General features: G+C 34.1%; 18 protein-coding genes. 12 read left to right on the top strand and 6 right to left on the bottom strand.

Going from position 1 to position 15,841, the window contains the following annotated elements; translation table 11 throughout:
- Position 1: 1 nt before the first annotated feature.
- The 5 genes from sppA to ACMV0E_RS02745 are packed head-to-tail and all read right to left on the bottom strand — an operon-like array spanning position 2 to position 3,815.
- Positions 2 to 880 (bottom strand): signal peptide peptidase SppA, encoded by an 879-nt coding sequence (gene sppA / locus ACMV0E_RS02765; protein ID WP_416084853.1) that lies wholly within the window; start codon positions 878 to 880, stop codon positions 2 to 4.
- Entirely contained in the window at positions 858 to 1,823 is a 966-nt protein-coding gene (locus ACMV0E_RS02760) for a DHH family phosphoesterase (RefSeq protein WP_416084852.1), read from the bottom strand. The genes sppA and ACMV0E_RS02760 overlap by 23 nt, the downstream gene beginning before the upstream one ends.
- Positions 1,810 to 2,187 carry a 30S ribosome-binding factor RbfA gene (gene rbfA / locus ACMV0E_RS02755; RefSeq protein WP_416084851.1) on the bottom strand — a complete coding sequence of 126 codons (378 nt, stop codon included), beginning with the start codon at positions 2,185 to 2,187 and terminating at the stop codon, positions 1,810 to 1,812. Before rbfA ends, ACMV0E_RS02760 begins: the two co-directional genes overlap by 14 nt.
- Positions 2,180 to 3,094 carry a cytochrome c biogenesis CcdA family protein gene (locus ACMV0E_RS02750; RefSeq protein WP_416084850.1) on the bottom strand — a complete coding sequence of 305 codons (915 nt, stop codon included), beginning with the start codon at positions 3,092 to 3,094 and terminating at the stop codon, positions 2,180 to 2,182. The genes rbfA and ACMV0E_RS02750 overlap by 8 nt, the downstream gene beginning before the upstream one ends.
- 10 nt (positions 3,095 to 3,104) lie before the next feature.
- Positions 3,105 to 3,815, bottom strand: coding sequence for a DUF1614 domain-containing protein (locus ACMV0E_RS02745; RefSeq protein ID WP_416084849.1), 711 nt, complete (start codon positions 3,813 to 3,815; stop codon positions 3,105 to 3,107).
- A gap of 69 nt (positions 3,816 to 3,884) precedes the next feature.
- On the opposite strand from ACMV0E_RS02745, the gene ACMV0E_RS02740 reads away from it, so the two are divergent.
- Genes ACMV0E_RS02740 through ACMV0E_RS02715 form a run of 6 tightly spaced genes read left to right on the top strand, consistent with a single transcriptional unit; the run spans position 3,885 to position 8,307 of the window.
- The gene (locus tag ACMV0E_RS02740; protein ID WP_416084848.1) at positions 3,885 to 4,673 is read left to right on the top strand and encodes a prepilin peptidase; all 789 of its coding nucleotides are present in this window, start codon (positions 3,885 to 3,887) and stop codon (positions 4,671 to 4,673) included.
- Between the two features lie 21 nt (positions 4,674 to 4,694).
- Positions 4,695 to 5,804: a type IV pilus assembly protein PilM gene (gene pilM, locus ACMV0E_RS02735; RefSeq protein WP_416084847.1), complete on the top strand. Its 1,110-nt coding sequence runs from the start codon at positions 4,695 to 4,697 to the stop codon at positions 5,802 to 5,804.
- Between the two features lie 9 nt (positions 5,805 to 5,813).
- Complete coding sequence (locus ACMV0E_RS02730; RefSeq protein WP_416084846.1) at positions 5,814 to 6,395, top strand: hypothetical protein; 582 nt, start codon at positions 5,814 to 5,816, stop codon at positions 6,393 to 6,395.
- Positions 6,392 to 6,970 carry a hypothetical protein gene (locus tag ACMV0E_RS02725; protein WP_416084845.1) on the top strand — a complete coding sequence of 193 codons (579 nt, stop codon included), beginning with the start codon at positions 6,392 to 6,394 and terminating at the stop codon, positions 6,968 to 6,970. The genes ACMV0E_RS02730 and ACMV0E_RS02725 overlap by 4 nt, the downstream gene beginning before the upstream one ends.
- Positions 6,971 to 6,975: 5 nt before the next feature.
- On the top strand, positions 6,976 to 7,245 hold the full coding sequence (locus ACMV0E_RS02720; protein WP_416084844.1) for a hypothetical protein: 270 nt from the start codon (positions 6,976 to 6,978) through the stop codon (positions 7,243 to 7,245).
- Between the two features lie 9 nt (positions 7,246 to 7,254).
- Positions 7,255 to 8,307 (top strand): M24 family metallopeptidase, encoded by a 1,053-nt coding sequence (locus ACMV0E_RS02715; protein ID WP_416084843.1) that lies wholly within the window; start codon positions 7,255 to 7,257, stop codon positions 8,305 to 8,307.
- Here ACMV0E_RS02715 and surE read toward each other — a convergent pair.
- Entirely contained in the window at positions 8,304 to 9,059 is a 756-nt protein-coding gene (gene surE / locus ACMV0E_RS02710) for a 5'/3'-nucleotidase SurE (RefSeq protein ID WP_416084842.1), read from the bottom strand. The genes ACMV0E_RS02715 and surE overlap by 4 nt on opposite strands.
- Positions 9,060 to 9,112: 53 nt before the next feature.
- On the opposite strand from surE, the gene alr reads away from it, so the two are divergent.
- The 6 genes from alr to ACMV0E_RS02680 are packed head-to-tail and all read left to right on the top strand — an operon-like array spanning position 9,113 to position 15,836.
- Positions 9,113 to 10,234, top strand: coding sequence for an alanine racemase (alr, locus tag ACMV0E_RS02705; protein ID WP_416084841.1), 1,122 nt, complete (start codon positions 9,113 to 9,115; stop codon positions 10,232 to 10,234).
- A 51-nt stretch (positions 10,235 to 10,285) separates the two neighbouring features.
- Complete coding sequence (hpf, locus tag ACMV0E_RS02700) at positions 10,286 to 10,807, top strand: ribosome hibernation-promoting factor, HPF/YfiA family (protein WP_416084840.1); 522 nt, start codon at positions 10,286 to 10,288, stop codon at positions 10,805 to 10,807.
- A 5-nt stretch (positions 10,808 to 10,812) separates the two neighbouring features.
- On the top strand, positions 10,813 to 13,242 hold the full coding sequence (gene secA, locus ACMV0E_RS02695; protein WP_416084839.1) for a preprotein translocase subunit SecA: 2,430 nt from the start codon (positions 10,813 to 10,815) through the stop codon (positions 13,240 to 13,242).
- The gene (gene prfB, locus ACMV0E_RS02690; RefSeq protein ID WP_416084838.1) at positions 13,239 to 14,330 is read left to right on the top strand and encodes a peptide chain release factor 2; all 1,092 of its coding nucleotides are present in this window, start codon (positions 13,239 to 13,241) and stop codon (positions 14,328 to 14,330) included. Before secA ends, prfB begins: the two co-directional genes overlap by 4 nt.
- Positions 14,293 to 15,183 carry a YitT family protein gene (locus ACMV0E_RS02685; RefSeq protein ID WP_416084837.1) on the top strand — a complete coding sequence of 297 codons (891 nt, stop codon included), beginning with the start codon at positions 14,293 to 14,295 and terminating at the stop codon, positions 15,181 to 15,183. The genes prfB and ACMV0E_RS02685 overlap by 38 nt, the downstream gene beginning before the upstream one ends.
- The gene (locus ACMV0E_RS02680) at positions 15,180 to 15,836 is read left to right on the top strand and encodes a cell division ATP-binding protein FtsE (protein ID WP_416084836.1); all 657 of its coding nucleotides are present in this window, start codon (positions 15,180 to 15,182) and stop codon (positions 15,834 to 15,836) included. Before ACMV0E_RS02685 ends, ACMV0E_RS02680 begins: the two co-directional genes overlap by 4 nt.
- The last annotated feature ends 5 nt before the right edge of the window (positions 15,837 to 15,841 follow it).

The following is a 15,841-nucleotide window of genomic DNA, read 5'->3' as shown; positions in this document are numbered from 1 at the left end:
ATTAGTTTATCTTATATTCAAAAATTATTTGAGAGGGGTCTTTCATGTGTTGCAAGAAGTCTAAAGTTTCACCAAACAAACTTTGTAAAAATGATTTTTGGATTCTGTATTCTTTTACATCAATTGTCTCTAGATTTAAATCTTTTTTAAGTTCACTGATTGTATCATCCAAAGTTCCAATTTTGTCGACAAGTCCAAGTTTATAAGCTTTACTTCCAAGATATATTTGTCCTTGTGCCAGGTTTCTCAGATTAACTTCGTCTAGGTTGACTCTGTTTTCTTTTACAACATTCAAAAACTTTTCATACATCTCATTTACTATTTCTTCAAACATCTTTTTCTCATCATAAGTTAGTTCTCTATAAGGCGATCCAATATCTTTGAATTTTCCACTCTTGATAGTAATAATGTTGATTCCAACTTTCTTTAAAAGTTCTTCGTAATTTAGAAGGTTCATTATTACTCCAATACTTCCTGTCTCTGTTAAAGGTTCTGCAAATATTTTATCCGAAGACATGGCTATGTAGTATCCACCCGAAGCGCACACCTCTCCCATTGAAACATAAATTTTGATATTATTCTTTATTTTAAATTGCTTTATTAGATTATAAATTTGGTCAGTTTCATATACAGTGCCACCAGGACTTGAAATTCTTAGAATAATTCCCTTTGGTTTATTTTTGCGGAGTTCGCCAAATATTTTTTTAACATCACTCGAATTAAATGAATTTTGGCCAACTTCGCCAATAGTTCCTTCAAGATACACTACAGCAATAAAATTACCAGATTTAACAGTGATATTATTTTTGAAAGAAACAAGGTAAATAAACAAGACTATGAATAAAAATATTAAAATATCAAGTGTAATTTTTTTCTTCATCTTTTACTGCCTTTTGGATGATTTCAAGAATTTGATGCATTTTCAAATTTGTTTTAAAACCTGCCGCTTCTTTGTGTCCTCCCCCGCCAAATATTTCGGCAATTTTTCTAACATCAATGTTATTTTTGCTTCTCAAGCTTCCTTTAAACCCACCATCTTGGAGTTCTCTTATAAAAAGGATAATTTCGATGTCTTTTTGCTTTCTAAGGTAATCTACAATACCCTCAGTGTCGCTTTCTGTTGCGTTGTAATTTTTGAAATCTTCTTGTGTAATGTATGAAAAACCAATTTTATCGATAATTTCAAGGCGTAGAAGTGCAAGACCAAGAAGTTTTAGATGAGGCAAAGTTTCCATCTCATATACCATCCTTGAAATGTAATACGGTCTTGCCCCCATTATAACAAGTTCTCTTGCTATATTAAAGGCAGCTTCTGTTGTATTATTAAAGCGAAAAGATCCTGTATCTGCAAGAAGACCCGTATAAAGAGCCTCTGCTATGTCTCTATCTATTGGAAGATTTTCTTCTTTTATTAATTCAAAAACAAGGCAAGAAGTAGATGGATAACCGACTTTCACATATTTAACATGAGAGAAATTTTCATTGCTTATATGGTGGTCAATCCTTATTATTTTCTTGAAATTACTTAAATTGAAAGTAATTCCTTCGACCCTGTCAATATTAGGCGCATCAAGTAAAAGGAAAACATCTGTTTGTATTCTTTCATCAATTTTTTCGTTGATCTTTTCAAAATTCTTTAAGAAGGCAAAATGGTTTGGTATTTCTCCTGGCACGAAGTAGAAAACTTTCTTGCCCAATTTTTCAAGAGACATTCCTAATCCAAGAATTGAACCAATACCATCGCCATCTGCATTTATATGAGTCGTAAGGAAGAAAGATTTACTCTTCGAAATTATGTCTCCTATTTCTTTAAGTTCCTCCAACATCTTCTCCTTTTTCTTTCAATTCCTTTTCTACTTCGTCTAAAATTTCAAGAACTTTATTTCCCTTCTGTATTGATAAGTCAAAATGGAAATTTAGGAGTGGTACAAATTTCATGTTTTTGAGTCTGTGTGCAACGTCCCTTTGGATTCTTCTTGTTGCTTTAATAAGTTTTTGTTTTATTTCCTCCTCTTCGTTTTCATGTCCAATGATAGTGTAGAAAACTTTAGCGTATCTTAAATCCTCAGACATTTCTACATGTGTTATTGTAACGCTTTTAAGTAATGGGTCATCAAGAGAGTGCATGTAAGTAGAAACCTCTCTTAAAATAGCCGATTCAATTTTGTGCTTTCTTAATTCACTCATTTTGCCTACCTACCTTATACATTGAAATTATACTGACAAGTAATAATACGGCAAAAGGAATTAAATGCAAATTTAAATTGCCTCCATCTATAAACTTTACTTGAAGTGCAACATAAGTTGCAACTAAAATAATAATTATTCCAATTACATCACTTAAACTTATCTTTTTGATTGACATGATTGCAAAACCAATTGAAACAATAATGACTGCGGTTATGTAGTCAGAATGAAGGCCAAGTCCAAATATTAGTGCAAGTCCGATTCCAATAATAAGTAATCCTGCAAACATCTCAATTTGTCCGAAGTACTTCTTAATTGACTTAAACGCTTCAAAGAATTTATTGATTGCAAGAGCAGTTAGAACAAACGGAATTCCTAATCCCAAAGAGTAGAATGTGAGGAGAATTATGCCTTGAATTACTTGCGAATGTGTTCCAGCCATAATAAGAATCGTTCCTAGAATTGGTCCAACGCATGGAGTCCATCCGAAGCTGAAGGCAAATCCCATTAGAAATGCCTTAAGTAACGATGGAGTTGAGGCCTTTATGTTCATCTTTTTTTCATAGCTAAGAAAATTAAACCTAACAATTTGTGCAGTATGAAGCCCAAAAATGATTACAATTATTCCTGCAATAATTTCAAATAGTCTCTTATTTCTTGATAGGAATTTTCCTACAAATGTTGCAGTTGCACCAAGTAAAATAAAGACAAAGGAGAAACCCAATACAAAAGCAATTGAATTGAATAAAAGTTTCTTTGTATTTGTTGTTCCTCCTTTTAGTTCAATTAAAGTCTCTCCAGTTATGTAAGATATATACGCAGGTATTAGAGGAAGCACGCATGGTGAAACAAATGAAACAAAGCCTGCAATTATTGCTTGTAGTATTTCAGCAAGAGATAATGTCATAATTTACCTCCTATACAAGAAGAGTAGATAGGATTCCTGTTAAGAATATACCATCAAATGTCCCTGCACCTCCTATGCTTACAACTGGTGCACCCAATTCGAATACTTTGTTCAAATTAAGAATGTCTGCGCCTATAAGAGTCCCAAGTGTCCCACTAATATAGGCAACAATCGGCGCGTAATGTCTTGAAAGAATTAACGCAACAATTGCTGTTATGATGGGAGGAATAAAGAATGGAACAGCAATTCCAATACCTCTAACAGGCTTTGCAAATGAATGCACAACGAGTGAAACAATCACAATACCAACAATTGTAATAAGTGCAACGTCTATTTTTCCAACAGAAAGGATTCTAAAGAATTCGTATATTGAGATAGCTATAGGAATAATCGCTCCACCCAAATTTATTGCTACAATTGTTGTTTGCTCTGTTACAAATGGAATTCTATACGGAACACCATAAAAGTAGACTACCTTTTCTTGGACAATTGGGTTTTGTGTTGTTATTTTACTTATTGGGATATTTATTGCACTTCCAAAAAGTGATAAAAGAAAAACAAGCGTTCCTGTTATTGGACTGAACCCAAGCCTTGAAAAGGCATCAACAATTCCACCAGCAAAAAGAAAAAATAAAATTGGATAAATTAGCAAGAACAGGAAAAACAAAATAATTAACATTGTAAGTTCAAAAGGAAAATAAATATAGTCTTTATTGTTCATTTTTACCTCCTATTTAATTCTATTATATTATAGCATTTTTTAAAATTTGTTTTTTTGTATAATTGAACTATGGAAAATGTGTTGCTTTTGTTTGATCGCTTAAAAGTGTTCTTTGCTTTTGTATTTTTTATTTTCGGTGCAGTTATCGGATCGTTTCTAAATGTTGTAATATATAGACTTCCTCGCCATGAATCTCTTATTTTTCCTCAATCACACTGTCCTAAATGTGGACACAAATTATCAACTCTCGATTTAGTTCCTATTGTTAGTTATATTGCTTTAAAGGGTAAGTGTAGATACTGTGGTGCAAAGATTTCTCCTATTTATCCAATTGTAGAATCTTTAACGGGGATTTTATTTGTTTTAACTTATTTGAAATTTGGTTTTTCGTTGCTTACCTTAAAATACATAATTTTTATTTCTTTTCTTATAATTGTATCTTTTATTGACTTATTTGAGGGTGTGGTTTTTGACTCAGTGGTGATACCTGCCACTATTATTGGTTTAGTATTTGGCATATTTACAAATTTTAAAGACACGATTTTTGGTATTGTTTTTTATGCAGTTTTATTCTTTCTTATAATTGTAATATCGAAATTATTTTACAAAGAAGGAGGAATGGGCGAAGGAGATTTAACATCAGGAATTATGATAGGAGCGTTTCTTGGATTTAAATTTGGCATAATTGCCTTTATTCTTTCTTTTGTAATTGGTGCAGTTGCTGGGATTTTTATAATGCTTATTAGCAAGAAGGGTGGAAAAACTGAAATTCCATTTGTCCCCTATATGGCTATTGCATCTCTTTTGACAATATTTTTTGGTAATTATATTGTTGCTTTTTATTTAAATTTGTTTTAGAATGTTTTTAAGGAGGTAAATATGGGTCTTTTTGCAAAAAGTAAAACGCCTATTATTGGTGTGGACCTGGGATCGGGTTATATTAAAATAGCACAGTTTGAGAGAAAAGGAAACGATCTTAAACTCGTTAATTTTGGAGTTCTTGATACTCCAGAGGGGGCTATTGTCGAAGGCAGAATTGAAAAACCTGAAGAAATAAGAGAGGTTATAAAACAACTCTTGTCTATTTATTCTTTCATTGGAAACAGAGTTGCAACTAACGTTTCCGGAAAACTTGTAACTGTCAAAGAACTTATAATGGATGATCTTCCTCCACAGGAGCTAAATGAAGCAATAAAATGGGAAGTTGAAAAAATTCTTCCAGCACCAATCGATAAAATGGCTTTTGATTACCAGGTTTTGAGTAAAGTAAAGGAAGGAAATGCAGAGAAGCTATACATACTTTTTGCAGCAGCTCCAATTGAAGTTGTCGAAACGACAGCACAGCTTTTTAAGAGCCTCAATCTTGATCTTGTTTCAATAGAAGTTGAAGCTTTTTCTGTTTTAAGGCTTTTAAGATTCCTTGGTGAGTTTGCGGGAGACCCAGAAAGAGTAATTGCTGCAATTAACATTGGACATAGTTATACTTCAATTAACATGGTGGATAAAGGGCTTGTGAGGTTTTCAAGAATAATTCCCTGGGGTGGAAAGAGATTGACGGATAAGATAGCATATTATTTTGGAATCGATTCAAACCTTGCAGAGAACAAAAAACATGAAGAATTAGATTTATCAAACAAGGATTCTCAAATATTTAAGGCGGTTGAAGAAGATTTAAACGAGCTATCACTTGAGATAAGAAGATCCATAAGTTACTACTTTGCAAAGTACAACGAAGGAAAGGTCTCTGAGGTTACGATAATTTTAGAAGGTGGGACTGCTAACACTAAGAATATAGATCAGTATTTAGAGGAAACTACCGGTTTTCCTTCTGTTGTAAACAGGCTTTTTGCAGATATTGCAAAATATGACCCCAATCTATTTACTAAAGAGTATCTGTATGAAATGGCTCCAATGTTTGCTGTTGCAACAGGGCTTGCATTAAAGGAACATCAGATAACAAAGAAAAAAGAGAAAGCGAAGAAAAAGTGAGGTGGGTTTATGGAGGTTACAGATTTTTATGAGATTGACATAAATCTTCTTCCACGAAGGAAAAAGATTAAACGTGCTATTGATAAGGAAACAAGAACTATTATTAATGTAGGTATTGCATTTCTGATAATCCTTGCAATTATTTATGCAGGGCTCTATTACCAAATCTACACAAAGAATCAGTATCTTAATGACCTTAATACTCGTATTGCTTCTCTTAAAAAGGTTGAAGATACTTTAAATTTGAGGAACAAACTTGGAGACGATATATTCTATTACGAAACCACAATCGAGAAACTTGTTAACTCTCAAATAGATTTTAACAATCTACTTATTGATATAGCAACATCTATACCAAAAGAAACTGTTATAGAAAATTTGAATGTTGATACAGACAAAAAGCTTATTCAAATTACAGGACACACAACAGACCTACAACATCTTGCATGGACTGCAAATGGTCTTTCTCAAAATCCAAATATTTTTAATCTTACTGTGGACCAATACAATGTGCCCTATGTAAAAATCCCAAATTCGCCTAACTATACAACGTTTACAATTTCATTTCAATGGAAGGGGATGGGAAAATGAGAGAGGAAACCTTCAATAAGCCTCTGAGTCTTAATGTTAGCACAAAGTTGGTTGTTGCAATTATACTTTTTTTAGTAATATTGGTGTTATTCTATATGTATGTTGTTACTCCCAAGATAAACGAGATTAATGCTTTAAATGACCAAATTTCAAAGGCTGAAGAGCGTCTGAACCTCTTACTGCTTGCACAAGAAAAATTGAGTTCAATAGAAAGAGAGATAAATCTTTATAACGATAGACTTGTAGTTTTAAAGCAAATTCTCCCTCCCCAAAGCGATGAATTTCTTTTTGCAGAAGAATTTGTTGCAATTGCAAATAAAAGTGGTGGAAAAATCACAAGTTTAAATTTCGAAAAAAGCAATCAGCAACAGCAGAATGCTTTGCCTACCTTTACACTTTCTTATGAAGGTCCAAAATACGATAACATTCTATCTTTTAATAAACTTTTGAAGGATAATTACCCTCAGATTATAAATATTGTTCAACTTTCAATATCCAAACTTGTTGACCAATCAGGTTCTATAAAATATATCGCAAATGTTAAAGGCGTAATAAATCTTTCGCAAAGGAAGTGATGGCTATGGCAACGAAGGAAACTAAAACAAAAAGATCTTTCAAAATCTCAAAAGAAACCATTATTTTAGTAATTATTATACTTGTTATTTTTGCTGGGTGGAATCTTGTTCTGCCACATTTATTCAAAGTTGAAGAGGTTAAAAATGTGAGTTTGCCTCAGATAAAAAGAGGTGATGTTGAATTTATAAATAAGCAAATTGAAAATAGGACTCTTCAAGTACCAACTCTTATCCCGTCGGGCAATCAACTTGGAAAACAAAACCCATTTGAATAGGAGAAAGATATGCACAAATTGTTCGAAAAAATAGAAAATGCAAATGTTGATGCATTATTCATAAGCAAAATTCAAAATGTCCGATATGTAACCCATTTTACAGGAGAAGAGGGTTTTGCAATTGTAATTCCTCCAAAAATTTATTTACTTGTTGATTCTCGTTTTACAGAACAGGCTCATATTGAGGCAAAAGAAGATGTAGAGGTTATCGAATGGTCCGATTTAAAAGAGGCAATTAGTTCGATTTTAGCAAAGAATAAAGTGCATTTCCTTGCAATTGAGGAAGGAAGTTTAAAATTTTCTACATACAAGTTGCTTTCTCAATTGGGATTTCTTGTTCTCGTTGGGACATATGACTTTGTTGAAGAAATTAGAATGGTTAAAGAGAATTGGGAGCTTGAGAAAATTCGAACTGCATGTGATATTTCTTCAAAATCGTTTCTTGAAACACTAAAATTCATTAAAGAAGGCATTTCAGAACTTGATATAGCAGCCGAACTTGAGTATCGTTTCAAAAAGTTCGGTGGTGAAAAGCCATCCTTTGACACAATCATTGCATCAGGAGAAAGAGGTGCCTTGCCTCATGGTGTTGCCTCCAAAAAGATTATAAAGGCGCATGAGCCAATTGTTTTCGACTTTGGCGTTTTCTTCGAGGGTTTTGCATCAGATACAACGCGTGTCGTTTCTGTTGGTGAAGTCTCAAAAGAGGTTAAGGATGTTTATACAGTTCTTATGGAATCCCAGGAACTTGGAAAAAACACCGCAAGAGAAGGTGTCTTAGCTTCGAATGTTGACAAAACTGTTAGAGATTACCTTTCAAACAAAGGTTTGGGATCTTATTTTACACATGGTCTCGGACATGGTGTTGGGCTTGAGATTCATGAACTTCCTTACGTTAATGCACGTTCAAAGTATACGCTTTCAAAGAATATGGTCATAACAATTGAACCAGGATTGTATTTTCCAAATAAGTTTGGACTAAGACTTGAAGATACTGTGATTGTAAAAGAAGACTCAACAGAAAATCTTATAAATCTACCGCACGAAATAATTATTGTTTAAATATCTAAATTAATTTTTGAAAGTTCTTTTAACACAGCATAATCAGTTTGATCAATAAGCAGGGGTGTGATTGCGGCATACCCCTCTTTTACATATTTTGAATCAGTTCCTTCTTCGTATGGATCCTCAAGAACACCACCAATCCAGTAAAATTCTCTTCCGAACGGATCTTTACCGATAAAGACTCTATTTTTATATCTTCTCCTTGATAATTTTGCAAATTTTACACCTTTAATACTGCTTATATTCGGGAAATTGATGTTGAAATAAGTGTTTTTGGTTTTTATTATTTTTGAAAGTTTATCGATAATTTTTACAGAGGTACTTGCTGCTAATTCAAAATTTGGATTTTCAAAGTCATTTACGGAAATTGCAAAAGACAAAATATTGTTAATTGCCCCTTCTCTTGCTCCTGCAACTGTACCTGAATATATAATGTCATCTCCGAGATTTGGTCCTTTATTTATCCCTGAAACTACAATATCAATCTTTTCTTTTATAAAGACATCAATAGCAAGAAGCACACAATCAGCAGGAGTCCCTGATACCCTAAGTGAAAGCTTCTCACCAATTCCGAGCGGAAATTTTTCTGCACGAAGTGGTTTGTGAAGGGTTGTTGCATGACTTAGAGCGCTCTGTGGTTTTTGAGGTGCAACAATATAGATATTGCCAAGGTCCAGAAGATTTCTTGCAAGTGTTTTTAAACCTTCTGATTCAATGCTATCGTCATTCGTAATTAAAATGTTCATCATTTTTTCACACTATAATGATATACTTTTAATAGCAATTTTGCAAGGAGTTTAAAGTGGAAAACGAGATTGAGATGAATAGACCCACATGGGTTGAAGTAGATTTAGAAGCTATTAAGAATAACTTTTTGAGAATACAAGAAAAAGTCTCATCAAAAAGTGTAATTTGTGTTGTGAAAGCGGATGCTTATGGATTAGGAGCATCTAAAATTGCAAGCACCTTAGAAGAGGTAGGTGCGAGTGCCTTTGCGGTTGCATCAATGGAAGAAGCTTTATCCCTTAGAGACTCTCAAATTAAAAAACCTATTCTTGTTCTTGGTTATGTAGATACAAGAAACCTCCATCTTGCATCTCTCAATGAAATTCGTATAACTCTTTTTGATAAGGACTTTTTGAAGCGTATTAATGATTATAAGAACGAAACGCCATTAAAAATACATGTAAAAATTGATACAGGAATGCACAGGCTTGGAATTTCATTAACCGAATTACCTTCTGTATTTGAAGAATTAAATAAAATTAAGAATGTAATTGTTGAGGGTATTTACACTCATTTTGCATCTGCTGATTCAGATCCCGAATACACAAGATTCCAGATAAATCAATTCAATGAAGCGATTAAGTATTTAAAGGATAGGAATATGCTTCCGAAAATAGTTCATGCAGCAAATAGTGCGGCATTGCTTAACTTTGAAGAGGCTCACTATTCTGCTGTAAGGCCAGGAATTCTTCTATACGGAATTTCTCCCAATCCACAAACACTTCAGTTAGGGACAGATTTTAGAGAAGCTTTAGCAATAAAAACAAGGATTGTGAAAGTTACTCAGTATGGTAAGGGGGAAAGAATAAGTTATGGGGGTACTTACAAAACAGAAAAGGAATCCCTCATTGCAACGATTCCAATTGGGTATGCGGATTGTGTTCCGAGAAATCTTTCAAATAGAGGTTATGTACTTGTGAAGGGACTAAAGGCACCAATTGTGGGTAATATTACAATGGATATGATGATGATTGATGTGACTGGTTTCCCATATATACATCCGGGAAATGAGGTAGTTATTGTTGGAAGTCAAGGGCAAAACAGGATAACATTGGAAGAATTTGCAAGTCTATCAAAAACGATACCTTATGAAATTTTAACACGTCTCAACAAGCGAATTAAACGTATCTATAAATGACGATTTGAAAAAAATGCTTAATCTTATATACTTATTTAAGGAGGTTTAACTATGGAAATAACAATTACAGCAAAAGGTGTTGAAAAATTACCAGATTTTACTGAAGAAGAAATCAAGAAAAAAATTGGAAAGTTAGAAAAGTATTTTGATAACATTCAGCAGGCAAATGTAGTAATTAATAAAGTAAGAGGCATCTACGAAATGGAAGTAACAATATTTGCCTCTCAAAAGATAATAAGAGGTGTTGGAAAAGGTTCCTTAATTGACGAGGCTCTTGATAATGTTTTGGAAAAACTTGAGATTCAGGTAAAGAAGTTAAGTGACAGACTAAAAGGCGAGAAAAGAATTTCAAAAGAAGAGATCTTTGGAAGTGTAGAGGAAGAGGAAAGTGAATTTCCAAGAATCACTAAAGTAAAGACTTTTCCGGTAAAGCCAATGAGTTTAGAGGAAGCAATGCTTCAAATAGAGTTATTAGGACATGACTTCTTCATCTTTAGGGACGAAGAAACAAACGAAATTAATGTTTTATATAGAAGAAAGGATGGTAACTACGGTTTAATTAAACCGCAATAATAGATATGCTTTTAGACTTTTTAGATCCAGTAAAGAGAAACCTCAAAAGGTACTGGGATATAGTAAAAAAGATTAATGAGATTGAAGAGGATATTTCTTCCCTACAAAATGAAGATTTAGCTAACAAGACTTATGAGTTTAAAGAAAGACTTGCAAGGGGAGAAACGACTTCAGATCTTCTTGTTGAAGCCTTCGCTGTCGTTAGAGAGGTTGCAAAGCGTACCTTAGGAATGAGACATTTTGATGTTCAGATCCTTGGAGGACTTGTGCTATTCCATGGCGGTATTGCGGAAATGAAAACAGGTGAAGGTAAAACCCTTGTTGCAACCTTGCCATTGTATCTTAATGCTCTTGAAGGCCATGGCGGTCATCTTGTGACTGTTAATGATTATCTTGCTAAAAGAGACGCTCTTTGGATGGGTCCTATTTATAAGTTTTTAGGGCTTACAGTTGGTGTTATTCAGCACGAAGAAGCTTTCCTTGTTGATTGGGAAGACGAAGAAAAGTTTACGGTAAAACTTGTTCCATGTTCAAGAAGACAAGCATATTTAGCAGATATTACATATGGCACAAACAATGAATTCGGTTTCGATTACCTAAGAGATCATCTCGTTGTTTCAGAAGATGAAATGGTTCAGAGAGAGCTATACTATGCGATTGTCGATGAGGTTGATAGTATTCTCATAGATGAAGCGCGAACACCTTTAATTATTTCTGGTCCAGCAGAGGAATCTACTGAGATGTACTATGTTGCTAAAAAAGTTGCAGATAACCTCGTAAAAGATATTGACTATGAAACAGATGAGAAATTGAAAACCGCATCACTTACACAGGATGGAGTTAAAAAAATAGAAAAACTACTCCACATAGATAACTTATATGACGAACGCTTCGTTGATCTTGTAAAGCATATCAATCAAGCATTAAGGGCTAAAGAATTTTTCCATAGGGACGTTGATTACATCGTAAAAGATGGTGAAGTAATAATTGTTGATGAATTTACAGGACGACTAATGTTTGGTAGGCGTTATAGTGATGGTTTGCACCAAGCAATAGAAGCAAAAGAAGGTTTGAGAGTTCAAAGTGAAAATCAAACTCTTGCAACGATAACATTCCAAAATTATTTCAGAATGTATAAGAAACTTGCAGGTATGACCGGTACCGCACTAACTGAGGCAAGAGAATTTAAAGAAATTTATAACCTTGATGTATATGTTATTCCTACAAATAAGCCTGTTATAAGAATTGATCATCCCGATGTTGTATATAAAACCGAAGATGCAAAGTTTAGAGCAATTGTCAAAAAAATTGAGGAGCTTTATAAGAAAGGACAACCTGTACTTGTAGGAACTCGCTCTATAGAGAAGTCTGAACGTCTTTCAAAGATGCTTAAACGACTTAACATTCCTCACAATGTGTTAAATGCAAAATATCACGAGAAAGAAGCGGAGATTATAAAGGATGCAGGACAGTATAAGGCTGTGACAATCGCAACTAATATGGCTGGACGTGGTGTTGATATAAAGCTTGGTGAAGGAGTTGCAGAGTTAGGTGGACTTTTTGTACTTGGCACAGAGCGACACGAGGCAAGAAGAATTGATAACCAGTTAAGGGGACGATCAGGAAGACAGGGCGACCCTGGTGAGTCTCAGTTTTATCTTTCTTTGGAAGATGAATTAATGAGATTGTTTGGAGGAGATCAAGTAAAATCAATTTTGACAACGCTCAGAGTAGATGAAGATGAGCCTATTGAACATCCTCTGCTTTCGAGGATTATCGAAAACGCTCAAAAGAAAGTAGAAGCTTATAACTTTAGCATTAGAAAAAATCTTCTTGACTATGATAATGTCCTGGAAAAACAAAGAGAAGTAATCTATAAAGAGAGAGAAAAAATTTTGAAAGAACCTTCAATAAGAGATGAAATAATTGAAATGATAAAAGAGGTAGTTGCAACTACAGTTAATGCACACTATGTTACTGAGGAGCTTGACGATGAAAGAAAAGTTGAACTTGAAAAAGCATTAACAAACATTCTTGGGAGGAGTGTGAGACTTGGCGAAGTTTCTAATATAAAAAAGGATGAGTTAATTGAGCAAATTCAGGATCTTGCAGTTAAATTGTATGAAGAAAAAGAGACACGTTTTACTCCTGAAATAATGAGAAATGTTGAAAAATATCTTCTTCTAAGGAATATTGATTCCAACTGGAAGGATCACCTCTATGCAATGGATGAACTAAAGGAAGGTATCGGCCTTAGAGCATACGGCCAAAAGGATCCTCTTCTTGAATACCAAATTGAAAGTAGGGCACTTTTTGACGCAATGCTTGATAGAATAAAATACGATACTGTCTTTATGCTTTACCGAGTTGAACTTGCTCCAAAGGAAGAGAATAAAACCAAAAACGATAAAGTTGATAAAAAGAAGAAGAGATGATAACTGACGAAACAAAAAGACAAATACTGGAGACAATTGAAAAAATTGAAACTCTCCTCGATCCTGAGTGGCTTAAAGAGCATGAAGAGACCGTAAAAACATTAGAAAATAGGACCTTAGATAAAGATTTTTGGAAAAGTCCAGACTCTAAAGAAACGTTGAAACTTTTGTCTATGACAAAAAAAGAAATATCAAAATTCAGAGAACTTCAAACTCTAAAAAACGACTTGCAAACTTTACTTGAACTGTATGAAGAATCAGAAGAAAATCTTGATAAGGAAGCTCTGGAAGTTCTTGAAAATGCAAACAAGCTTGTAAGAGAATTTGAAATAGAGAGGTTCCTTAGTGAGCCATATGATGATTTGAATGCTTTTGTTTCATTTTCATCTGGTGCAGGCGGAGTTGATGCGCAGGATTGGACTTCAATGCTCCTAAAAATGTACTTGAGATTCTTTGAAAAAAAAGGTTTTGAGGCAAAAATAATTGATCAAACTGTAGGAGAAGAAGCAGGTATTAAAAGCGCTACTGTTTATGTTAAAGGCGAGTTTGCATATGGTCTTCTTAAAGGTGAATCTGGTGTGCACAGACTTGTGAGGATTTCTCCGTTTGATGCCAATAGGAGACGACATACTTCATTTGCGCTTGTTGAGGTTGTGCCTGATCTTGGGGAAGTTGAGGACATAGAAATAGATGAAAAGGATTTGAAGATAGAAATTTTTAGAGCAAGCGGTCATGGAGGGCAAAACGTCCAAAAGGTTGAAACAGCGGTAAGAATTACACATATCCCCACCGGAATCACTGCAACATGTCAGGATGAAAGATCTCAGTCTCAGAATAAGGCAATGGCAATGAAAATTCTTAAGTCAAGATTGATGGTTCTTGAAAAGAAGAAACAAGAAGAAACTTTAAAGGGTTTAAAGGGGACCTTTCGCTCGATTGAATGGGGAAACGAAATCCGCTCATATGTTCTTCAACCTTATAAACTTGTAAAGGATCACAGAACTGGGGTTGAAATAGGAAATGTGGATGAAGTGTTAGAAGGAGAACTTGATGAGTTTATCTGGGCTTACCTTAAGTCCAAGAAATAAAATTCTTCAAATTCTAAAAGAAGCTACTGGAATTTTTGTAGGTTCGCTTATATATGCCATTGCAATTGACGTTTTTATTCAACCGAATCACATTGCTCCTGGTGGTTTCATAGGTATTGCAATCATCTTAAACCACTATTTACCATTTTTAAAGGTTGGTATAACTGTTGTTTTAATGAATATTCCCCTTTTAATTTTAGGTCTTCGAAGGATTGGTTTAAAATTCTTCTTTGGGACTATTCTTGGAACAATCCTTTCTTCTATCTTAATTGATATTCTTGCACCATACTTGCCCTCATTTACAACTGACCCAATGCTTGCTGCTCTTTACGGTGGTTTTATTATGGGTGCAGGCATTGGTATTGTTTTTAGATTCTATGCCTCTACCGGTGGTACTGACCTTCTTGCACAACTTATTTATGATTTTACTGGTCTTCCTTTTGGTCAGGCCTTGATGGTTGTTGATGTTGTTATAATTGTAGCGTCGGGTTTTGTTTTTAAGGACATTAATGTTCCGCTTTATTCTATAATTGCTGAACTTATTTCTAACTATGCAATTGATCTTGCACAAGAAGGATTTTTATCTTATAAAGTTTTGTTTATAATCACAAGAAAAGGCGAGGATATTAAAAAGAGAATATTTGAGGAAATTGGAAGAGGTGTTACCGAGTTTGAAGTGAAAGGCGGTTATACTAAACAACTAAGAGATCTTCTCTTAGTTGCAGTGCTACATACAGAAGTTATGAAAGTAAAGAGGATTGTTGTCGAAACAGATCCAGAGTCATTTACGATTGTTGGAGACGCATCTGAAATCATTGGGCAGGGCTTTAAGTCTCCCAAGGAGAGGTTATGATAGAGTTAAAGAATGTCTCTAAGATTTACCCAAATGGAGCAGTTGCACTTGATAAAGTAAATTTAAAGTTTAATAAAGGTGATTTTGTTATCCTTATGGGAGAGTCGGGGGCAGGTAAGACTACACTTTTAAAGATAATAAGAGGCGATGAAGAGCCAACCGAAGGGCTTGTAACTTTTGAAAGTATTGATATTAGAAAATATAACAAAACAGACTTGAGAAGAAAAATTAGCTTTGCCTTTCAAGATTTAACTTTAATTGATGATAGAACTGTTTTTGACAATGTATCCTTGCCAATGCAGTTTAGAGGGATAAGTTTCAAAGACATTCATAACAAAGTTGAAACTGTTTTAAGTGAAGTTAAACTCAGAGAAAAGATGTATAAACTAGTGAAGGAATTGTCTTATGGAGAAAAACAGAGAGTTTCTATCGCAAGAGCTTTAATTGTTGAGCCGAATGTTTTATTACTGGATGAACCCACAGGCAATCTTGATGTAGACACGGCAAAGGCAGTTCTAAATTTTGTTGAAGTTTTAAATGAGAGAGGAACGACCGTTATAATGTCGACACACCATTTAATTGAATTTGGCAATAAGCCAAAAGGAATTATTAAAATTAAAAAAGGAAGGATAGTCGGAAAGGAATATGTATAGGCTAT

This window comes from Caldisericum insulae, from assembly GCF_047785965.1.
GTDB classification, from domain to species: domain Bacteria; phylum Caldisericota; class Caldisericia; order Caldisericales; family Caldisericaceae; genus Caldisericum; species Caldisericum exile_A.
Note: the sequence above shows the minus strand (reverse complement) of the source record. Positions and strands in the feature narration are given on the sequence as shown.